The 16,742-nt window shown below is 71.1% G+C and carries 17 protein-coding genes; 8 read left to right on the top strand and 9 right to left on the bottom strand.

The features are described from left to right. The 3 genes from metK to MFF30_RS20995 form a co-directional block, all read right to left on the bottom strand. On the bottom strand, positions 1-855 hold an 855-nt coding region (metK, locus tag MFF30_RS21005), incomplete at its 3' end, for a methionine adenosyltransferase (protein WP_238281864.1). A 143-nt stretch (positions 856-998) separates the two neighbouring features. Continuing rightward, the gene (locus tag MFF30_RS21000) at positions 999-1,463 is read right to left on the bottom strand and encodes a helix-turn-helix domain-containing protein (protein WP_238281862.1); all 465 of its coding nucleotides are present in this window, start codon (positions 1,461-1,463) and stop codon (positions 999-1,001) included. Between the two features lie 249 nt (positions 1,464-1,712). Next, positions 1,713-1,856, bottom strand: a complete 144-nt coding sequence (locus tag MFF30_RS20995; protein ID WP_238281861.1) for a hypothetical protein — start codon at positions 1,854-1,856, stop codon at positions 1,713-1,715. A 319-nt stretch (positions 1,857-2,175) separates the two neighbouring features. Here MFF30_RS20995 and MFF30_RS20990 point away from each other — a divergent pair, with 319 nt between their 5' ends. Next, on the top strand, positions 2,176-2,397 hold the full coding sequence (locus MFF30_RS20990; protein WP_238281860.1) for a DUF2735 domain-containing protein: 222 nt from the start codon (positions 2,176-2,178) through the stop codon (positions 2,395-2,397). A 35-nt stretch (positions 2,398-2,432) separates the two neighbouring features. On the opposite strand, the gene MFF30_RS20985 is transcribed toward MFF30_RS20990, so the two are convergent. The 3 genes from MFF30_RS20985 to MFF30_RS20975 form a co-directional block, all read right to left on the bottom strand. Beyond that, positions 2,433-2,684: a DUF6894 family protein gene (locus tag MFF30_RS20985; protein ID WP_238281858.1), complete on the bottom strand. Its 252-nt coding sequence runs from the start codon at positions 2,682-2,684 to the stop codon at positions 2,433-2,435. A 133-nt stretch (positions 2,685-2,817) separates the two neighbouring features. Continuing rightward, on the bottom strand, positions 2,818-3,000 hold the full coding sequence (locus tag MFF30_RS20980) for a DUF3606 domain-containing protein (protein WP_003600567.1): 183 nt from the start codon (positions 2,998-3,000) through the stop codon (positions 2,818-2,820). Between the two features lie 32 nt (positions 3,001-3,032). Further along, positions 3,033-3,206: a ribosome modulation factor gene (locus MFF30_RS20975; protein ID WP_238281856.1), complete on the bottom strand. Its 174-nt coding sequence runs from the start codon at positions 3,204-3,206 to the stop codon at positions 3,033-3,035. 566 nt (positions 3,207-3,772) lie between these two features. Here MFF30_RS20975 and MFF30_RS20970 point away from each other — a divergent pair. From MFF30_RS20970 to MFF30_RS20945, 6 genes are all read left to right on the top strand, one after another. Then, positions 3,773-4,630: a DNA-binding protein gene (locus MFF30_RS20970; protein ID WP_238281854.1), complete on the top strand. Its 858-nt coding sequence runs from the start codon at positions 3,773-3,775 to the stop codon at positions 4,628-4,630. Between the two features lie 23 nt (positions 4,631-4,653). Beyond that, the gene (locus tag MFF30_RS20965) at positions 4,654-6,171 is read left to right on the top strand and encodes a M48 family metalloprotease (protein WP_373320967.1); all 1,518 of its coding nucleotides are present in this window, start codon (positions 4,654-4,656) and stop codon (positions 6,169-6,171) included. A 371-nt stretch (positions 6,172-6,542) separates the two neighbouring features. Next, a complete protein-coding gene (locus tag MFF30_RS20960) occupies positions 6,543-7,814 on the top strand; it encodes an ATP-binding protein (RefSeq protein WP_238281852.1) in 1,272 nt (423 codons plus the stop codon). A 63-nt stretch (positions 7,815-7,877) separates the two neighbouring features. Then, a complete protein-coding gene (locus tag MFF30_RS20955) occupies positions 7,878-8,255 on the top strand; it encodes a response regulator (protein WP_238281849.1) in 378 nt (125 codons plus the stop codon). A 137-nt stretch (positions 8,256-8,392) separates the two neighbouring features. Continuing rightward, on the top strand, positions 8,393-9,061 hold the full coding sequence (locus MFF30_RS20950) for a DJ-1/PfpI family protein (RefSeq protein ID WP_238281865.1): 669 nt from the start codon (positions 8,393-8,395) through the stop codon (positions 9,059-9,061). A gap of 148 nt (positions 9,062-9,209) precedes the next feature. Then, a complete protein-coding gene (locus MFF30_RS20945) occupies positions 9,210-10,679 on the top strand; it encodes an amino acid permease (protein WP_238281847.1) in 1,470 nt (489 codons plus the stop codon). A gap of 71 nt (positions 10,680-10,750) precedes the next feature. Here the strand turns inward: MFF30_RS20945 and MFF30_RS20940 are convergent, their stop codons facing one another. The 3 genes from MFF30_RS20940 to MFF30_RS20930 form a co-directional block, all read right to left on the bottom strand. Continuing rightward, positions 10,751-11,650 (bottom strand): MBL fold metallo-hydrolase, encoded by a 900-nt coding sequence (locus MFF30_RS20940; RefSeq protein ID WP_238281845.1) that lies wholly within the window; start codon positions 11,648-11,650, stop codon positions 10,751-10,753. A gap of 223 nt (positions 11,651-11,873) precedes the next feature. Next, entirely contained in the window at positions 11,874-13,076 is a 1,203-nt protein-coding gene (locus tag MFF30_RS20935) for a L,D-transpeptidase family protein (RefSeq protein WP_238281843.1), read from the bottom strand. Between the two features lie 114 nt (positions 13,077-13,190). Continuing rightward, positions 13,191-15,734 (bottom strand): ABC transporter ATP-binding protein, encoded by a 2,544-nt coding sequence (locus MFF30_RS20930; RefSeq protein WP_238281842.1) that lies wholly within the window; start codon positions 15,732-15,734, stop codon positions 13,191-13,193. 254 nt (positions 15,735-15,988) lie between these two features. On the opposite strand from MFF30_RS20930, the gene MFF30_RS20925 reads away from it, so the two are divergent. Next, the coding region (locus MFF30_RS20925) for a class II glutamine amidotransferase (protein ID WP_238281841.1) at positions 15,989-16,742 on the top strand (754 nt) is incomplete at its 3' end.

Raw genomic sequence — 16,742 nt, 5'->3', positions numbered from 1 at the left:
GCGGGCCGCGTACGCGGCCGAGCGGTCGACCTTCGTCGGGTCCTTGCCCGAGAAGGCGCCGCCGCCGTGGGGGGCCGCGCCGCCGTAGGTGTCGACGATGATCTTGCGGCCGGTGAGGCCGGCATCGCCGTCGGGACCGCCGATGACGAACTTGCCCGTGGGGTTCACGTGCCAGACGGTTTCCTCGGAAACCCAGTTCTGCGGCAGGGCGGCGAGGATGTAGGGCTCGACGATGGCGCGCACGTCGGCGGAATCGAGGCTCTCGTCGATGTGCTGGGTGGAGAGCACGATCTGGGTGACGCCCACCGGGCGGCCGTTCTCGTAGCGCACCGTGACCTGGCTCTTGGCATCGGGGCCGAGCTTGGCGGCGTCGCCCTGCTTGCCCTTGCGCGCGTCGGCGAGGTCCTTGAGGATCTTGTGGGCGTAGTAGATCGGCGCCGGCATCAGCTCGGGCGTCTCGTCGGACGCGTAGCCGAACATGATGCCCTGGTCGCCCGCGCCCTCGTCCTTGTTGCCGGCCGCGTCGACGCCCTGGGCGATGTCGGCGGACTGGGCGTGCAGGTGGATCGCGATGTCGTTGTTCTTCCAGTGGAAGCCCGACTGCTCGTAGCCGATGTCCTTCACCACCGCGCGGGTGAGCTCTTCCAGATGGTCGAAGGTCACGGAGTCGGGGCCGCGCACCTCGCCCGCGATGACGATGCGGTTCGTGGTGGCCAGCGTCTCCACGCCGAGGCGGGCTTCCGGCATCGCCGCGAGATAGGCATCCACGACAGTGTCGGAGATCCGGTCGCAGACCTTGTCGGGATGTCCTTCCGAGACCGATTCGCTCGTGAAGAGATAATTGGAACGCGGCATGAAGGCCCCCAAGTCTAGGCGCGCCCAACTTGTCGCGGCGCTTCACCTGATCTTTCGAGGGGTGAGTGTCTGGCAGCCGCCCCCGGATCGGTCAAGCCGAAAAACCGGATGAATCCGCCAAAACAAACGAAGCGTCCGCTAAATCAGCCGCCGAGGCGCCGGTCGAGAACTTTCAGCGCCGCTGCGATCCGGCGTTTCTCATCCTCCGAGAAGTGCTCGGCCACATGCCGGGCCACGACCTCGGCAAGCCCTTCCCAGGAATCTTTCGAGAGATCCTGCGCGGAATCCTGCGCGAACGTGTTCGGAGAACGGGTGACCGCATCCGCATCGTAGGGTTGCTGCGGCAGTTCCGAGAAGCCGGGGACATCCGGATCCGTCCGATCCAACCCGTCGAAGAAGTAGGCGATGGGGACGCCCGTCAGGCGGCTGAAGGTGTCGAGATGCAGGGCGCTGATGCGGTTCGTGCCCTTCTCGTATTTCTGCAGCTGCGCGGCCGACATGCCGAAGCACTGGGCGACCCGCTTCTGGGTCAGCGACGCCTTCTTGCGCTGCTCGGCGATCCGCTGCCCCACATACGCGTCGCGCGCATCGGTCTTCTGCCCAGCCATTCGCCCGTCCCGTGCTCAGCGCCACGCCCGTCCCGGAGGCGTATCCGGGCTCGCCGGGACCGGCGTCGCGCCGCCCCCATCCTGCGGCGGCGGGACGTTATGTCCAGCCATGGAGCGCGTCAAACCGGCCAAGCTTGCCCGACGCCGTTGTGGGGCTTTGTAGTCAGGCTCACTTGCAAGGCATTCTTGCCGATCTTCTTCGCCCCGAAGGTCCGCCCGCCTTCGCAGGGGCGCTCCGGGCCGTGGGCCTCAGACGAGGTCTCGCTTCAGGGCGTGGGCCGTGCGTCCCCAGCCCGTCTCCGCATCGGGATTGCGCAGTTCGCGCATGCCGGGCGCCCGGCCGGTCGTCAAATAGACGATCAGCGTCAACACCAGCATCACCTTCGCGGTCATCACATCCACCCTCTTTCGAGGCCGAGCGTCTAACCGCCGAGGTGAAGCGTGGCCTTGCGGTGGCGCACATTCACGGTGGCGCACATAGGCATGTCGTCGTCCCGCAACCGACGGCCGACTGCCCGCAGAATGGTCTCGCCTGGAATCGACGCGATTTCAGTCAGTTCCCTTGACCGAACGTGGAAGAATATTCAGCACGCCTATATTTCTCGCAACAGGCTGCTTTATGAGCGAACCCACGATGCAAATGCAGGCGATCATGCCTATACTCTAGTCCTGGCACAGCGCGAGCGCAGTGCACCAAAGGACATTACCGCTCATGACTATGGGGCACCATCAACACACGGCGACGATCCTTCCCTTCCCGGGACGAGCCGGTTCGGCGGGCAAGGGCACAACCAGGACCGCGGGCACAATCACGGGCCTGACCGCCGGATCGTCCGGACGCGACAAGCCGCGTCAGCCCGCGCAGCCCTGCTTCATGGATAGCTGGTATCACCAGGCGGCGATCGACGAAGCGGCCACCGCCATCAAACCCTGACCCGGCAAATCCCGGGCCTGCCGAGTTGCCAGTACTCAGTGGACCGAGTCGTCCCCCGGCCCAGCCATCGCCTCGGCGAACGGGAATTCCAGGATCACCTCGCCCTCGGCATCGGCGACCACGAGGATCGCGCCCATCAGGCGCGCCTGATTGCGCGGCTCGGCCATCATGGTGCGGATAGTGTCGCGGGCGGTCGTCCAGGCCGCGTCGGGATCGCGCAGATCCGTACCGACGGGATCAGCGACGACGTCCGCGCCGACATGCGTATGGAAAAAGTAGCGGGGCATCCGCTCGGCTCCGGGCGCCCAGCGCGCCGCTTCGGGTGAAGGCATCCGGGCGACCTGGGCCGGACGAAGTTCCGTACACCCGGAGCGTCCCTAGGGCGAAAATCTCCGCACCGGCACGATCCGGCACTTCTCGCTATCGCTTCTTGCCCAGCTCGGCCGCGATGTCCTTGGTCATCCGGCCGACCTTCCGGTGCGCCGCCGTGAGCTGGTCCTGGGTCACACCCCAGCGCTTCATCCAGAACTCCACGGCCTTCCGTTCGGAAAGGTCCAGGCGGTCCTTGTCGATGAAGCCACGCTTGTCCTTGAGACCGGCCATGGCAGTTCCTCCTGGGGGGACGCGGACGGCTGTCAGCCCCCCTGCGTGCCCTCGCGCTCGGCGAGCGCAGCATCATATCCGGCGGTCCACTGGGCGTGGGCCTGGGTCCCCTCGGCATAGGGACAATCCGCCCGCGCCAAGCCCTTGCCCGGGGCGTAGAAGCCCAGCGCGTAATGATCGAGATTGTCGTCCGGCGGCTCTGTCATACCCGGCAGATAGGGCGACCCGCGCGCACTCCAAGCGGTGCCGCCTCGGGCCGAGAGATGGTGGCGTCCCCGGCAGGTCTCGAACCTGCGACCCCAGGTTTCATCCCACTTCGGCTTCCGCCGCCGCCACCAGAATCAGGGGGCGTTCGTGGTCTGGACTATCCCTTCACCGTAGGCGCCGTCGCCGGAGCCCTTAGGTGCCGCCCGTCTAGTCTCTACACCGTCCCGGCGCCCGCGGAACGGGCATCGGGCTTGGCTCGGGATCGGCCGCGTCCGAGCGGACGGTGGGCGTTCCCCGAATTTGAGCGGATCCGCCGCGCGGTTTCCCCTCGCGACGCCCAATTGTGATCTAGGAAACCTGTGCTCTGTCCAGCTGAGCTACGGAGACTCACCGAGGGCGTCCTAGCATCATCGCGCCGGGCCGCCAACCGGGGACGGCACCTGTGTCTCTCCTGCCGCAATGCGGCATGAACCGTCCGTCCGGCGGCCCGGGCTTCCTTGCCGGGGGCCGGGTCCGGGCGGCACAATGGGCTCGGATTCGAACAGGTCGGCCGGGAGCGGGCATCGTGACGGGGGCGCATCGACGATCGGCGATCGGGGGCGGGGCGCTCCTGCTCGGCGCCCTCGCGGCCTCCGGGCCGGCGCGCCCGGCGGCGGGCGCCACGGCGGAATGCCGGGAAGCCCCGGCCCGCAGGGACAGCCTCGCCGGCCTGGGCCTGCGCGGGGAACTCGCCCTCGCCTCCGGCGCCCGCGCGGTCCTCTCGGGCATCCACTGGCCGGAAGAGGCGGACGCGGACGCCGCCGCGCGAGCTTGGCTCCTGGCCCATCGGGGGCGCAGCCTCACGCTGGTGGCTCGCGGCGAGACGGACCGCTGGGGCCGGGACCACGTGGATGTCAGCCTCGAGGGCGCGGCCCGCGCAGCGCCCGCCCCCTCGGATCCAACGCCGGTCGATCTGGCGCCGGTCGATCTGGCAGGCGGCCTCGTGGAAGCCGGACTCGTGCCTGTCGATGCGGGGGAGCGCGAGACCCTGTGCCGGCCGGCCCTCCTCGCCCTGGAGGCGGGCGCGCGGCGGGCGGGACGCGGCCTCTGGAGCCAGGCGGCCGGTCCCGGGGTTCGCGACGGCGCCGCCCTGAGGGCCCGGATGGGACGCTTCGTGGTGGCGCAGGGCGCCGTTCTGCGGGTCGGCGAGCGGGCGCGCCGGACCTATCTCGACTTCGCCCGCAAGGGGGAGGACGGCCTCACCGTGACCGTGTCGAAACGCACTTGGCGCCGGTTGCAGGAACGTGGTTTGAGTGCCGAGAGTCTGCGGGGCCGAGAGGTCCGCGTCCGGGGCCGGCTCGAAGCCTGGCGCGGTCCGACCCTCGACGTCGCGAGCGCGGACGTGATCGAAGTTCTGGACGGGGAGCGGGCGCCGCGGCGCTGAACGGCATGGCCTCGATGATAGGGATGGTCTCGATCGTGATCCCCCGGGCGGACGGACCCTCCCTCCAGCATCGGCGCGGTGGCAGCCGGCGCCGGGGCGCCGGGCCGGTCTGCGCGGCCCTGCTCGCGGGCGGCCTGCTCTCGGGCTGCATCGGCGACCAGTCCGGCCCCGTGGCGCAGTCCGCCGCGGTCGCGGTGCCGCGCGAGGCACCGCGCACCACCGGGCGCGAGCGCGCGGGCTCGGATGCCGACCACGCCAAACTCGTGTCCTCGTTCGGCGGCGAGTACCGGGCGCCCGCGAGCCTGCGCCTCCTCACCGAGGTGACGGACCGCCTCGTGCGGGCCACCGATCGGCCCGAGGAGACCTACGCGGTCACCCTCCTCGATTCGCCCGTCATCAACGCCTTCGCGCTGCCCAACGGCCGGCTCTACGTCACGCGCGGCCTGCTGGCGCTGGCCAGCGACACTTCCGAGATCGCGGCGGTGCTCGCCCACGAGATCGCCCACGTCACCCTGCGCCACGCCACCGCGCGCACCGAGCTGGCGCTCCGCTCGCAACTCGTGAGCAAGGTCGTGGCCGACGTGCTCAACGATCCGGCGACCGGCGCGCAGCTCCAGGACCAGTCGAAATTCGCCCTGGCACGATTCTCCCGCGACCAGGAGCTGGAGGCGGACGGCGTGGGCGTGCGCACCCTGGCGCGGGCGGGCTACGATCCCTTCGGCGCCGGGCGCTTCCTCACCGCCCTGAACCGGACCACGGCCCTCAAGACCGGCACCGGCATGGCCGGCGAACCCGACATGCTGGCGACCCATCCGGGCACCGCGGAGCGCATCACCCTGGTTACCCGCGCCGCCCGCCTGATCGGCGCGCCGGGCCTCGGCGTCGACGAGCGCGCCCGTTACCTCGCGGCCGTCGACGGGATCGCCTACGGCGACAACCCGGGCGACGGTCTCGTGCGCGGGCGCCGGTTCCTGCATCCGGGCCTCGGCATCGCCTTCGAGGTGCCGGAGGGCTTCGGCATCGAGAACACCCGCAACGCCGTGCTGGGCACCACCGGCGAGGGCAGCCGCCGGCTGCTGTTCGACCAGGTCGAGAGTCACGCCGGCCAGGGCCTCGACGAAGTCCTGAAAGCCACCTGGAACGACGTCATCGAGCCGGGCTCCGTCGAGAACCGCATGGTGGCCGGCAATGCGGGCGTCACCGCCCTGTCGCGCGGCAAGGACTGGACCTTCCGCCTCGCGGCCATCCGCATGGGCGAGCGGACCTTCCGGATGATCATGGCGGCCAAGGGCGGCACCGACCCGGACGGCGCCTTCCGGCGCTGGACCGAGAGCCTGACGGCCCTCGACCCCGCCGAGGCCCGCGCCCTGCGGCCCCTGCGCCTCGTCGTCGTCACCGCCGCCCCCGGCGAGACGGCCGAAACCCTGGCGCAGCGCATGGTGGTGCCCGACAAGGCCCTGGAGCGATTCCTCGTGCTGAACGGCCTGGAGCGCGGCGCCGGCGTGCGCGCCGGTCAGAGCTACAAGGTCGTTGTGGAATAGGCGGGTCGGCCGAGGCGATTCGGCCACGAAGCGGTGGCCGGCGCAGGACCGGGGCTGCGGGCCGAGGTATCCGCGAAAAACCGTCGCAGCGGCGCGGTCGGGTCCATGTCTGGGCTGCGGTTCTCGGCATCGTGAGAACCGCAGCCCGCGACGGCACCCGCAAAAAGTGCATACAATTGCGCCACAATCGCGGCGAGTGCCACATTGCATCGCGACTTCAGTTCCGGCTTGAGCGATATTAGCTCAAATGAACGCACAGTTTTTTGTCGAGACGACAGATGAACCTGAGGCTATAGTTCCAACCGCGACCGTCTTCATCGGCATACGATACCCCCGGACGGTGCAGCGTCCATGCGTCATCGAGACCCGACATGTTCGAGACCCTGACAGGTTTACTGGACCGGAGCAGCCTGTCCCCGCACGGGATCTGCCTGCTGTGGCGCCCCGAGCTGATCTGGACCCACGTAGCCTCGGACGCCATCATCGCGCTGGCCTATTTCACGATTCCCGTGGCCCTGGGCGTCTTCGTCACGCGCCGGCGCGACATCGTGTTCGGGTGGATGTTCTGGGCCTTCGCGGTCTTCATCCTCGCCTGCGGCACCACCCACCTGTTCGAGATCTGGACCCTGTGGGTGCCCGACTACGCCCTGGAGGGCGCCGTGAAGGTGATCACGGCGGCGGCCTCCATCGTCACCGCGATCCTGCTCTGGGTGCTGCTGCCCCGGGCCCTCGCCCTGCCCTCGCCGGCGCAGTTGCGCAGCGCAAACGCCGCCCTCGAGGCCCGGATCCGCGAGCGCGACGCGGCCCTGGACGCCCTGCGCGAGGCTTACGCGGAGCGCGACCGCGCCGAGGAGATGCTGCGCCAGACCCAGAAGATGGAGGCGATCGGTTCCCTCACGGGGGGCGTGGCGCACGACTTCAACAACCTCCTCGGCGTCGTCATCAGCAACCTCGATCGCATCGCCCGCTTCCTGCCCGCCGAGAGCGGCGCCCAACGCTCCCTGCGGGGGGCCATGGACGGGGCCGAGCGGGCGGCCGTCCTGGTGCAGAAGATGCTGGCCTTCGCCCGGCGCCAGCCCCTGCAGGCGGCGCCCGTGGAGCCGAACCGGCTGATCCACGACCTCGGCGAGCTGCTGCGGGGGGCGCTGGATACCGCCGAGCCGCCGGTCCTGGATCTGGCGCCCGACCTCTGGAGCGTCCGCGTCGATGCCAACCAACTCGAGAACGCCCTGCTCAACCTCTCGGTGAACGCCCGCGACGCGATGACGGGCAACGGCCGCGCGGTGATCCGCAGCCGCAACGTGCCGGCCGCCGAGGCAGCCGGGATCGCCGGCCTGGAGCCGGTCGATTACGTGGCGATCGGGGTGGAGGACAGTGGCACCGGCATGAGCGCCGAGGTGCTGGCCCGCGCCTTCGAACCGTTCTTCACCACGAAGGCGGTCGGCGAGGGCACCGGCCTCGGGCTCAGCCAGGTCTTCGGATTCACCAAGCAATCGGGCGGCCACGCGGAGATCGTGAGCCAGGTGGGCCTCGGCACCACGGTCTGGCTCTACTTGCCGCGCGACCGGACGGGCCTATCGTCGTCGGTGCCGGACGCGGAGACCGCGCGGACAAGCCCCGCCTCGCATCTGGGCTTCGCCTGAGGACGAGAGACATCCGCGAACATGAGCGCACGCGGATGAAGGGAAGAGCATGAAGGGACGAGCATGAGTGCCTCAGCCAAACCCCGGGTCCTGATGGTCGAGGACGAGTCCATGCTGCTCGAGGTCATCACCGCCGACCTTGAGGATGCCGGCTTCGGGGTCCTGCAGGCCGCCACGGCCGAGGTCGCCATGAAGATCCTGCGGACCGAGGCCTCCGTCGACGTGCTGTTCACCGACATCCGCCTGCCCGGCCAGATGGACGGCTGGCAGCTCGCCGAGGCCGCCCGGACCCTGCGGCCGGACCTGCCCGTGATCTACGCCACGGGCTTCACGCAGACGCCTCCGCGCCTGATCGAGGGCAGCCTGTTCCTCACCAAGCCCTACCGCGCGGCGGCCCTGATCAAGGCGATCACGGCCTTCACGACGCCGTCCCAGGCGTGAGCCGCCGACCCGGCCCGACCCGTCGCGCGGTCGCGGCGAACGGACTCGCGGGCGCGGCCCTGCTGGCTACTGCGGGATCGGCGGCCTCGGGCCCGTCCGCTGGGACGGCGCCGGGGGGCCGGCCGCTGCGCATCGCGATGCTGCTCTACCCGGGCATGACCGCCCTCGACCTCGTCGGCCCGCAGGCCCTCCTCGCCGGCATCGCCGCGGGCGGGCTGCACCTCGTCGCGCGCACGGCCGGGCCCGTGACCTCGGATACCGGCCTGGCGCTGGTGGCCGGCGACAGCTTCGAGACCTGCCCGCGTGACCTCGACGTGCTGTTCGTGCCGGGGGGCGACGGCACGCCCGCCCAGATGCGCGACCCCGACACCCTCGCCTTCCTGCGCGACCGGGCAGCGCGCGCGGGCTGGATCACCAGCGTCTGCACCGGCTCGCTGATCCTCGGGGCGGCCGGCCTGCTCCGGGGCTACCGCGCCACCTCGCACTGGTGCGTGCGCGACCGGGTGCTGCCGCGCCTCGGCGCCATCCCGGTGGATGAACGGGTGGTCTTCGACGGCAACCGGGTCACAGCGGCGGGCATCTCGGCGGGGCTCGACTTCGCCCTGGCGCTCTCCGCCCGCCTGGCCGGGCCCGAGGCGGCGCGCACGAGCCAGCTCGTGGCGGAGTACGCCCCGGCACCGCCCTTCGAGGCCGGAACGCCGGGGACGGCCGGCCCGGCCACCACCGCCCGCGCCCGGGCGATCCTCGCCCCGCTGATCGACGGCGCGGATGCCGCTGCCGCCGAGGCGAAAATCACGGGTCCGTGATTGGAGCACGGCTTGAAACCTGCCGGTGCAGGCATTCGCCGTTTGCCACCGCATTGGGCAATCGCCAAGATCGACGACCAATCTCCAACCCGGCCAGGATCGCGGATCACCCGGATCACCCGCCCTCCACCAGGATAGGACCCCACCCATGGCATCCGGCCTCGCGGGCGATCTCACCCGCACGAAATCCCTGGATCAGCTGAACAGCGACGCGGAGGGCGGTGAGCACAAGCTCGCCCGCACCCTCGGGCCCTGGAGCTTGGTGGCGCTGGGCATCGGCGCGGTGATCGGTGCCGGCCTGTTCTCGCTCACCGGCATCGCGGCGGCCGAGCATGCGGGACCCGCGGTGGTGATCTCCTTCGCCATCGCCTCCATCGCCTGCGCCTTCGCGGGCATGTGCTACAGCGAGCTCGCCGGCATGATCCCGGTGGCGGGCTCGGCCTATACCTATGCCTACGCCACCATGGGCGAGTTCGTGGCCTGGATCATCGGCTGGGACCTCGTGCTCGAGTACGCGGTGGGCGCCGCCACCGTCTCGGTGAGCTGGTCGAGCTACGTCACGCGCTTCCTGCGCGACACGCTGGGCATCAACCTGCCGCCCGCCCTCGTGCATTCGCCCTTCGAGACCTACAAGCTCGCCGACGGCGGAATGGCCCACGGCCTCGTCAACCTGCCGGCGATCTTCATCATCGTGGCGGCCTCGGCGCTCCTGATGATCGGCATCCGGGAATCCGCCCGGGTCAACGCCGTGGTGGTGCTGGTCAAGCTCGCGGTCGTGGCGGTCGTGGTCGGGGTCGGCCTGTTCTACGTCAAGGCGCAGAACTACGTGCCGTTCATCCCCGAGAACACCGGCACCTTCGGCGAGTACGGCTGGAGCGGGATCATGCGCGGCGCCGGCGTGGTGTTCTTCGCCTATGTGGGCTTCGACGCGGTCTCGACGGCGGCGCAGGAGGCCAAGAACCCCCAGCGCAACATGATGATCGGCATCCTGGGGTCGCTCGCCATCTGCACGGTGATCTACATCGCCTTCGCGGGCGTGCTCACCGGCCTCGTGCATTACGACCAGATGAAGGGCGACGCCGCGCCCGTGAACACCGCCATCGCGCAGACGCCGTTCCCGTGGCTGCGCAGCCTCGTGACGCTCGGCGTGATCGCGGGCTTCTCCACCGTGATCCTGGTGCTGCTGCTCGGCCAGAGCCGGGTGTTCTATTCCATGAGCCAGGACCGGCTGCTGCCGGGCTTCTTCTCCAAGATCCACCCGACCTGGAAGACGCCCTACCGCTCGAACCTGTTCTTCATGGTCTTCACCAGCGCGCTCGGCGGTTTCCTGCCGATCTCCCAGCTCGGCCACATGACCAGCATCGGCACGCTGCTGGCCTTCATGCTCGTCTGCGTCGGCGTCATCATCCTGCGCCGGACCCAGCCGGATGCGCGGCGCGACTACCGCACCCCCCTGGTGCCCCTGGTGCCGATCCTCGGCATCCTCAGCTGCTTTGCCATGATGGTGTCGCTCGATGGCGAGACCTGGCTGCGCCTGCTGATCTGGCTCGCCATCGGCCTTGTCATCTACTTCGCCTGGAGCCGCCGACACAGCCGCGTCGGGCGCGCGGCGGCGTAGCCTCGAGGCGACCGCGAGCGCGCAAGGCGCCCGGCCACGGGCGCCTTGCAATCAAATCCGAAAAGATCGCCTCAGGCGGTCCGTGCCAGCGCCAGGGCGGGCGCACTCCGCATCGGCTCGCCCACCGCGATGGTCTGGCGCTCGCGGGCGATGAAGGCGGTAGGCATCACGGCCTGCATGTCCGCCTCCACGCTGAGCAGCATGGTGTCGGTGTGGCAGGGGTGCAGGTGGATGATGGCGAGCGCCTTCACGCCGGCGGCCTCGGCGAGTTCCACGCCTTTTTGCCAGGTCGAGTGGCCCCAGCCCCGGCAGACCGGGTACTCGCCTTCCGTGAACATGCCGTCATAGACGACGAGGTCGGCGTCGCGGACGAATTCCAAAAGAGTGGTGTCGGGCCAGGGGTCGCTGTGCTCGATGTCGCTGATCACGCAGAGCCGGCGCCCGGCATGCTCGAACCGGTAGCCCACCGAGCCCTGCGGATGGTTGAGCGGGATGGTGTCGACGGTGGCGCCGTCGGCGAAGGTCAGGCGTTCGCCCGCCCGGAAGCCGTGATGGGCGAAGGTGCAGGGGATCACGTCGAGGGAGACGGGAAACAGCGGCGGCGAGAACAACCGGTCGAGGGCCGTCCCGGCGCTCGCCCCGTCGAGGTTGCCGCAATAGGTGTTGATGGTCCGAGAAGGGTCGAGCACCACCGGTTTGAAGAACGGCAACCCGGCGGTGTGATCGAGGTGGAGGTGGCTGAAGAGGAGGTCGATCTCCTTGGGCAGCCCGTCGCGGTGGTGACGGCCACAGGCATTGAGCCCCGAGCCCGCATCGATCAGGAACAAGCGCTCGCCGCAGCGAATCTCCAGGCACGGCGTGTTACCACCGAACTCGGTGTAGTCCGGACCGCTGACGGGGGTCGAACCGCGCACGCCCCAGAACTTCAGGGTGAGGCCGTCCTCCGTATCGGGACGCGGGGAAAGGGTCATCGTTCGATTACCATGTGCCCCGATCCCGTGACGGTCGGGGGCCCTTCGTCGCGCCGACAAGATTCAATCCTCACGGGTCGGCGAGCGGAACAGTGCCAGGATCGAAGTGGAATAAGTCTTGAGGTAGTAAGCCGCTTCCATTGCCGATGTGCGAGCCCGCACATGGCCCCGACCCGTGCCGGGACGGACGGGGAACCGCGGCGGCGGCGCAACAGGCCGCGCCTCACCGCTGCGCCACCGGCCCGATCGCGGGCGGCGCGAGCCCGGCCGGCGGCGGCAGAACGCCCGAGAGGCTGAGGCCGACGAGGCGCGGCCAGGTCTCCGCATAGGTGGTGACGAGGGGCGCGAAGGCCGGTCCCGCCCGTTCGTAGCTGGGCACGAAGCCCGGCATCCGGGTGCGCGACAGGGCCGAATCCGGCGCGACCCAGCGCGACCACACCGCCTCGGCCACCTGGACCGGGCGCGGCCGCGCGGCGATGACCACGACCTCCTGGCCCGCATAGGCCAGGGCCTCCGGGCGGCTGACGTCGCCGAGGGGGGTACCCTTGGCCGCCAGCGCCGCCCAGAACGGGTGCTGCGCGCCGTCCGAATAGGTGGTGCGGATGGCAGCACTCCCCTCCTCCACCAGGGCCGCGATGCGGGCCTCCTCGGTGCTGCGGTGGGCTGCGGCCAGGGCCTCCTTGGCGGGGTCCTTGAAGGGCGCGAAGACGTAGCGCCCGGCGGCGACGCCGACCACCGGCTCCTCGCCGGTGGCGTCGAAGCGGTCGGCGCCCTCCTTGAGCTGGCGCCAGAAGGCGATGTTCGGGTCGGTGCGGTAGCGGGCCATGTTCGCCGCCGTCATCCGGAAAGGGAAGGACTGGAACTGGAACGCGGCCTGCCCGCCCGCGAAGGCCTCGCGGGCGATGGCGTAGATCTCGCCCACCACGTGATCGGTCATGGCGAAGCAGCCCATCGAGGAGCAGACCCCATGCACCATAACGGCCGAGCCGGTGGAGCCCTGGGCGCGGTCGTAGGCGTTGGGGTAGCCGACGTCGAAGGAGAGGTAGTAGCTCGAATTCGGGTTCATCTGGCGCTGGGGAACCGTGTAGAACCCCTCCGGCGTCTGGCGGTCGCCGGTCTTGCGCTTGGGCCCGAGCTGGCCCGACCAGCGGCAGATCGGGAATGTTTTCACGTGAACGAAGCGGCCGCCGCCGGCGCGCTTCCAAACCTCGATCTCGGATTCCTTCTTGTAGGCCCGGAACAGTACCGGCGCGGCGGCGGTGGTGCCCTTGGCCTGCATCAGCGCGAGGGTCGCGGCCGGGATCGGCGCGGAAGCCTTGCCCGGCTCGGCCGCGGCCGGGCACGCCAGCGCCCACAGGACGAGGAAGGCGGGCGCGGCAGGATGGATCGACGTCCGGCGGGCCGGTTTCCGGAACTGAGAGACCATGCACGGCCCTGAAGAGCGATCCGTCCGCTGGCCGGACGCCCGTGCACGATGCACGCCCTTCTGCGTATCGCATTCCAATGGGGCCGCAATAGGGGCGGCCCCGAAACGGGCCGCTCAGGCGGCCAGCACCCCGTTGCGCTCGACGCGCAGCACCGCGTCGAACGGCTCGGCCGCTTCCAGGATGCCGTCGTCTGGCAGGCAGACGATGAGACCGCGCCCGGCGCGGGCGGTGCGCAGGGCCGCGAGGCGGTCGCGCATCGCGGCGCTCTTGCGGTCCTCCAGGGCGATCGCCACCACGACGATGTCGGGGCGGCGCACGAGGCAGCGGGCGAGGTCGATGGCCACGCGCTCGCGCGGCCCGATGGCGTTCTCGCCGAGGCTGGCGCCCCCGCCGGCCAGACCCGGCTCCACCCGGCTTTCCAGGCCGAGGCGATAGACGGCCGGCTCCAGGCCCTCGTCGGCGAGCACCCGGCGCACCAGGGCGCGCACCCGGGCCTCGGCGCCGGCCTCCTCGCCGTTGATGCGGCCGAACAGGACGTTCTCCTCGAGGCTGGCGGCCGCCGTGAGCCGGTCCGGATCGTAGAACTCCACGCCGCCGCGCAGGTGCGGGGGCATCAGCCGCGCGAAGGAGCGGCGGGCCTCCACCAGCCGCCCCTCGAAGGCCGCGTCGATGAGGCCGAAGCGGTGGCGGGTCTCGCTGTAGCGCAACGCGAGACCGATCAGGCGCTTGCGGTCGCGCTGGCCGGCCGGCCCGCGCCGAAGGCCCGTCGCCTCGGGCTGGCGGCCGACGAGATCCTCGAAGAAGCCGCGCTCGGAGGCCGGAAACAGCGAGAACGTCTCGAAGAGCGGGTGGTCGTCCGGCAGGTCGGCGAAGATCTCCACGAGGCTGCGGGCGACCTGCAGGCCGATCTCCGTGAGGGGCCGGCTCAGGCCTTCGGCCTCCAGCACGGCGCGCAGATACGGATGGGCGGCGACGTGCTCGGCCGCGAAGGCCGGCCCCACCGCCTCGCCGAACAGGATGTTCTCGCCCACCGTGGCCTGGTGGTTGTAGCGGGCAGGGTCGAACGGCTCCACGAGGCGCCCCGCCTTGTCGGCGGCCAGCGCCTCGCGCACCGCGTGGCGGGCGGCCACCACGGCGCGGGCGATCTCGGGCTCGGCGTTCGGGTCGACGGTGCCCTCAAGGCCGCGGGCATACGCGAAGGCGTCGAGGCCGGTGATCCTTAAGGTGGCGATGAGCTCGTCCCGGTCGGGGACGTGGCCGGCGCCATAGAGGATGTTCTGGCGCAAGGTCCCCTCGATGAGGATGGCCTCGGCTCCCGCGAGCGCGATGCGGCGGGCGCGCTCCTCGGGCTCGAAGGCGCGCAGGTCGAGGCCCGCATAGGTCACCGCGCCGGCCGAGGGTTCGAGCTGGCCCGCCAGGATCGCGGCCAGCACCCGGCTGCCGCTGCCGCGCTCGCCAAGAATAGCGACGTGGCCCGGCATGGGCAGGGCGACATCGACGCCGGCCAGTCGCTCGCCGGTGGCGGGATCGTAGGCACCGACCCCCCGGGCCACCAGGGCGCCGGATTCGGGGAAGGCGGCGCTGCCGGAACGGACGGGCGCGCGGGTTTCCAGGGCCGGCACGCCGAGGGCGACCTCGCGGAACGGCGCGGCCAGCGCCCGGTGCAGGCCGACGAGGCGCAGGGCCACGCTGAGGGCGACGACCGCCAGGGCGAAGGCCCCGCCGGCGGCGAGCACCGCCCCCGGCTCCACGGGCTCGGTGGTCCCGTCGTGGCCGCGCCAGAGGGCCACCGCCACCACGATGGCCGGGAGCAGGATCGCCAGGGCCATGGAGGGCGCCCGGGCCAGGGCGAGGCGGGAGTCGGATGCCGCCAGGGCGTCGCGGGCGGCCGCGCCCTTCGCGGCGAGGCGGCCGCGCTCGAAGGCCGCCGCCCCGTGGGCACGCACCGCCGGCATGCGCCGGATCAGGTCGGCCAGTGCCCGCCCCGCGGTGCCGCCCGCCTTCACGCGCAGGGCGGCGCGGTCCTGGACCCGCCGCTGGATCAGGATGCGGGCGAGGCCCGCCGCCAGGAGTCCGGCCGCCACGGTGGGCAGGAGGCGCGGGGCCGCCATGCCCGCCAGGACGAGGGCGAGCCCGGCGCTGCCCAGGGCCAGGGCCGGCACCAGGATCGCCAGCCCGAACAGCGTGTCGAGGCGTGCCAGCAGGTCGCCGAGGGTCTGCGCCAGCGCGCGGGCCTCGTCGCGGGCGCTCGGTGGCGCGCGCAGGATCGCCTCGGTGACGCGGCCCTGCAGGGCCGCCACGGTGCGGGTCTGCGCCCGGAAGCAGAGGCGGGCCACCGCCCAGCCGAGGCCGGCCGAGGCCAGGGCGGTGGCCGCGAGGCCGAGGAAGGCGGCGCGCACCAGCTCGGCCGCCGGCAGGGTCCAGCCCGGAAAGGCCACGAAAGGCCCCTCGGCGGCGGGCCGCCAGGGCAACGTCGCGGCGACGCGCAGGAACTGGCCGGTATCCGCTCCGTCATGAACCTGCATGCCCACGAGGTCGCGCAGGCACAGGAGCGCGAGCAGCGCGAGGGCCCCGCCGAGGCCGAGCGCCAGCCCGACCGCGGCGACATGCTCGCGCCGCGCGGTCCGCCAGGTGAAGGCGATCGGATCGCGGTCCATCGGCACCCTGTGTCCACGACGCCCCGGGAAACGGGGCCCGGGGAGCGGCTTAGAGGATCGTTCCGGCGGGCGAAAGCGCGGGGGCGCACGGCGGCGTGCCCGGTCGCCCGAACCCCGGTTGTGCAACGCCCGCCCGCAAAATCGGTGACCCCTTCGGCGAAACCTGCTTTAGAGTGGATGGCCCGGCGGGTCCTCCCGGGCTCCGCCGCCCCGCAACGCCCCTCCTCATCCCACGCGAAGTCCCCCGAACCTCCATGTGCGAACTGCTCGGCATGAGCGCGAACGTGCCCACGGACATCCGCTTCTCCTTCGCGGCGCTCGCACGGCGCGGGGGCGAGACCGGCCCGCACGCCGACGGCTGGGGCATCAGCTTCTACGAGGGACGCGGTGCCCGCGCCTTCCACGAGCCGGAGCCCAGCGCGCAGTCGGAGCTTGCCCGGCTCCTGCGCCGGACGCCGATCAAGAGCCGCATCGTCATCGCGCACGTGCGCAAGGCCAATCGCGGCCGGGTGAACCTCGAGAACACCCATCCGTTCAGCCGCGAATTGTGGGGCCGGCGCTGGACCTTCGCGCATAACGGCCAGCTCAAGGGCGTGAAGAAGTGGCCGCTCACTTGGTTCAAGCCGGTGGGCTCCACCGACAGCGAGCACGCCTTCTGCTGGATGCTCGACCAGCTCCAGCAGCGCTGGCCCGACCTGCCGAGCCCGACGCGGATCGACCGGGCGGTGGCGGACCTCTGCGCCGAACTGCACGGGCTCGGCGTGTTCAACATGCTGCTCTCCGACAGCCGCACGCTCTACGCCCATTGCGGCAAGCGCCTGTGCTACCTCACCCGTTGCGCGCCCTTCGGCACCGCGACCCTGGTGGACGAGGATTGGCGGGTGGATTTCGCCCAGGAGACGGGGGCGAAGGACGTCGTCACGGTAATCGCCACCAAGGCGCTGACCCGCGACGAGTGCTGGATCGACGTGGAGCGCGGCCACGTGCTCTCCCTGCGCGACGGCGCCG

It is taken from the genome of Methylobacterium goesingense (assembly GCF_022179225.1).
Lineage (GTDB): Bacteria > Pseudomonadota > Alphaproteobacteria > Rhizobiales > Beijerinckiaceae > Methylobacterium > Methylobacterium goesingense.
This window is presented reverse-complemented; position numbering and strand designations above follow the sequence as displayed.

What these genes read in the sequence shown, in the direction of transcription:
- MFF30_RS20990 (WP_238281860.1), top strand. Translation starts at nt 2,176, where the DNA reads ATGACTATGGGGCACCATCAACACACGGCGACGATCCTTCCCTTCCCG.
- MFF30_RS20940 (WP_238281845.1), bottom strand. Translation starts at nt 11,650, where the DNA reads ATGACCCTTTCCCCGCGTCCCGATACGGAGGACGGCCTCACCCTGAAG.
- MFF30_RS20965 (WP_373320967.1), top strand. Translation starts at nt 4,654, where the DNA reads ATGGTCTCGATCGTGATCCCCCGGGCGGACGGACCCTCCCTCCAGCAT.
- MFF30_RS20985 (WP_238281858.1), bottom strand. Translation starts at nt 2,684, where the DNA reads ATGCCCCGCTACTTTTTCCATACGCATGTCGGCGCGGACGTCGTCGCT.
- MFF30_RS20935 (WP_238281843.1), bottom strand. Translation starts at nt 13,076, where the DNA reads ATGGTCTCTCAGTTCCGGAAACCGGCCCGCCGGACGTCGATCCATCCT.
- MFF30_RS21000 (WP_238281862.1), bottom strand. Translation starts at nt 1,463, where the DNA reads ATGGCTGGGCAGAAGACCGATGCGCGCGACGCGTATGTGGGGCAGCGG.
- MFF30_RS20975 (WP_238281856.1), bottom strand. Translation starts at nt 3,206, where the DNA reads ATGACAGAGCCGCCGGACGACAATCTCGATCATTACGCGCTGGGCTTC.
- MFF30_RS20995 (WP_238281861.1), bottom strand. Translation starts at nt 1,856, where the DNA reads ATGACCGCGAAGGTGATGCTGGTGTTGACGCTGATCGTCTATTTGACG.
- MFF30_RS20980 (WP_003600567.1), bottom strand. Translation starts at nt 3,000, where the DNA reads ATGGCCGGTCTCAAGGACAAGCGTGGCTTCATCGACAAGGACCGCCTG.
- MFF30_RS20930 (WP_238281842.1), bottom strand. Translation starts at nt 15,734, where the DNA reads ATGGACCGCGATCCGATCGCCTTCACCTGGCGGACCGCGCGGCGCGAG.
- MFF30_RS20960 (WP_238281852.1), top strand. Translation starts at nt 6,543, where the DNA reads ATGTTCGAGACCCTGACAGGTTTACTGGACCGGAGCAGCCTGTCCCCG.
- MFF30_RS20950 (WP_238281865.1), top strand. Translation starts at nt 8,393, where the DNA reads ATGCTGCTCTACCCGGGCATGACCGCCCTCGACCTCGTCGGCCCGCAG.
- MFF30_RS20945 (WP_238281847.1), top strand. Translation starts at nt 9,210, where the DNA reads ATGGCATCCGGCCTCGCGGGCGATCTCACCCGCACGAAATCCCTGGAT.
- MFF30_RS20955 (WP_238281849.1), top strand. Translation starts at nt 7,878, where the DNA reads ATGAGTGCCTCAGCCAAACCCCGGGTCCTGATGGTCGAGGACGAGTCC.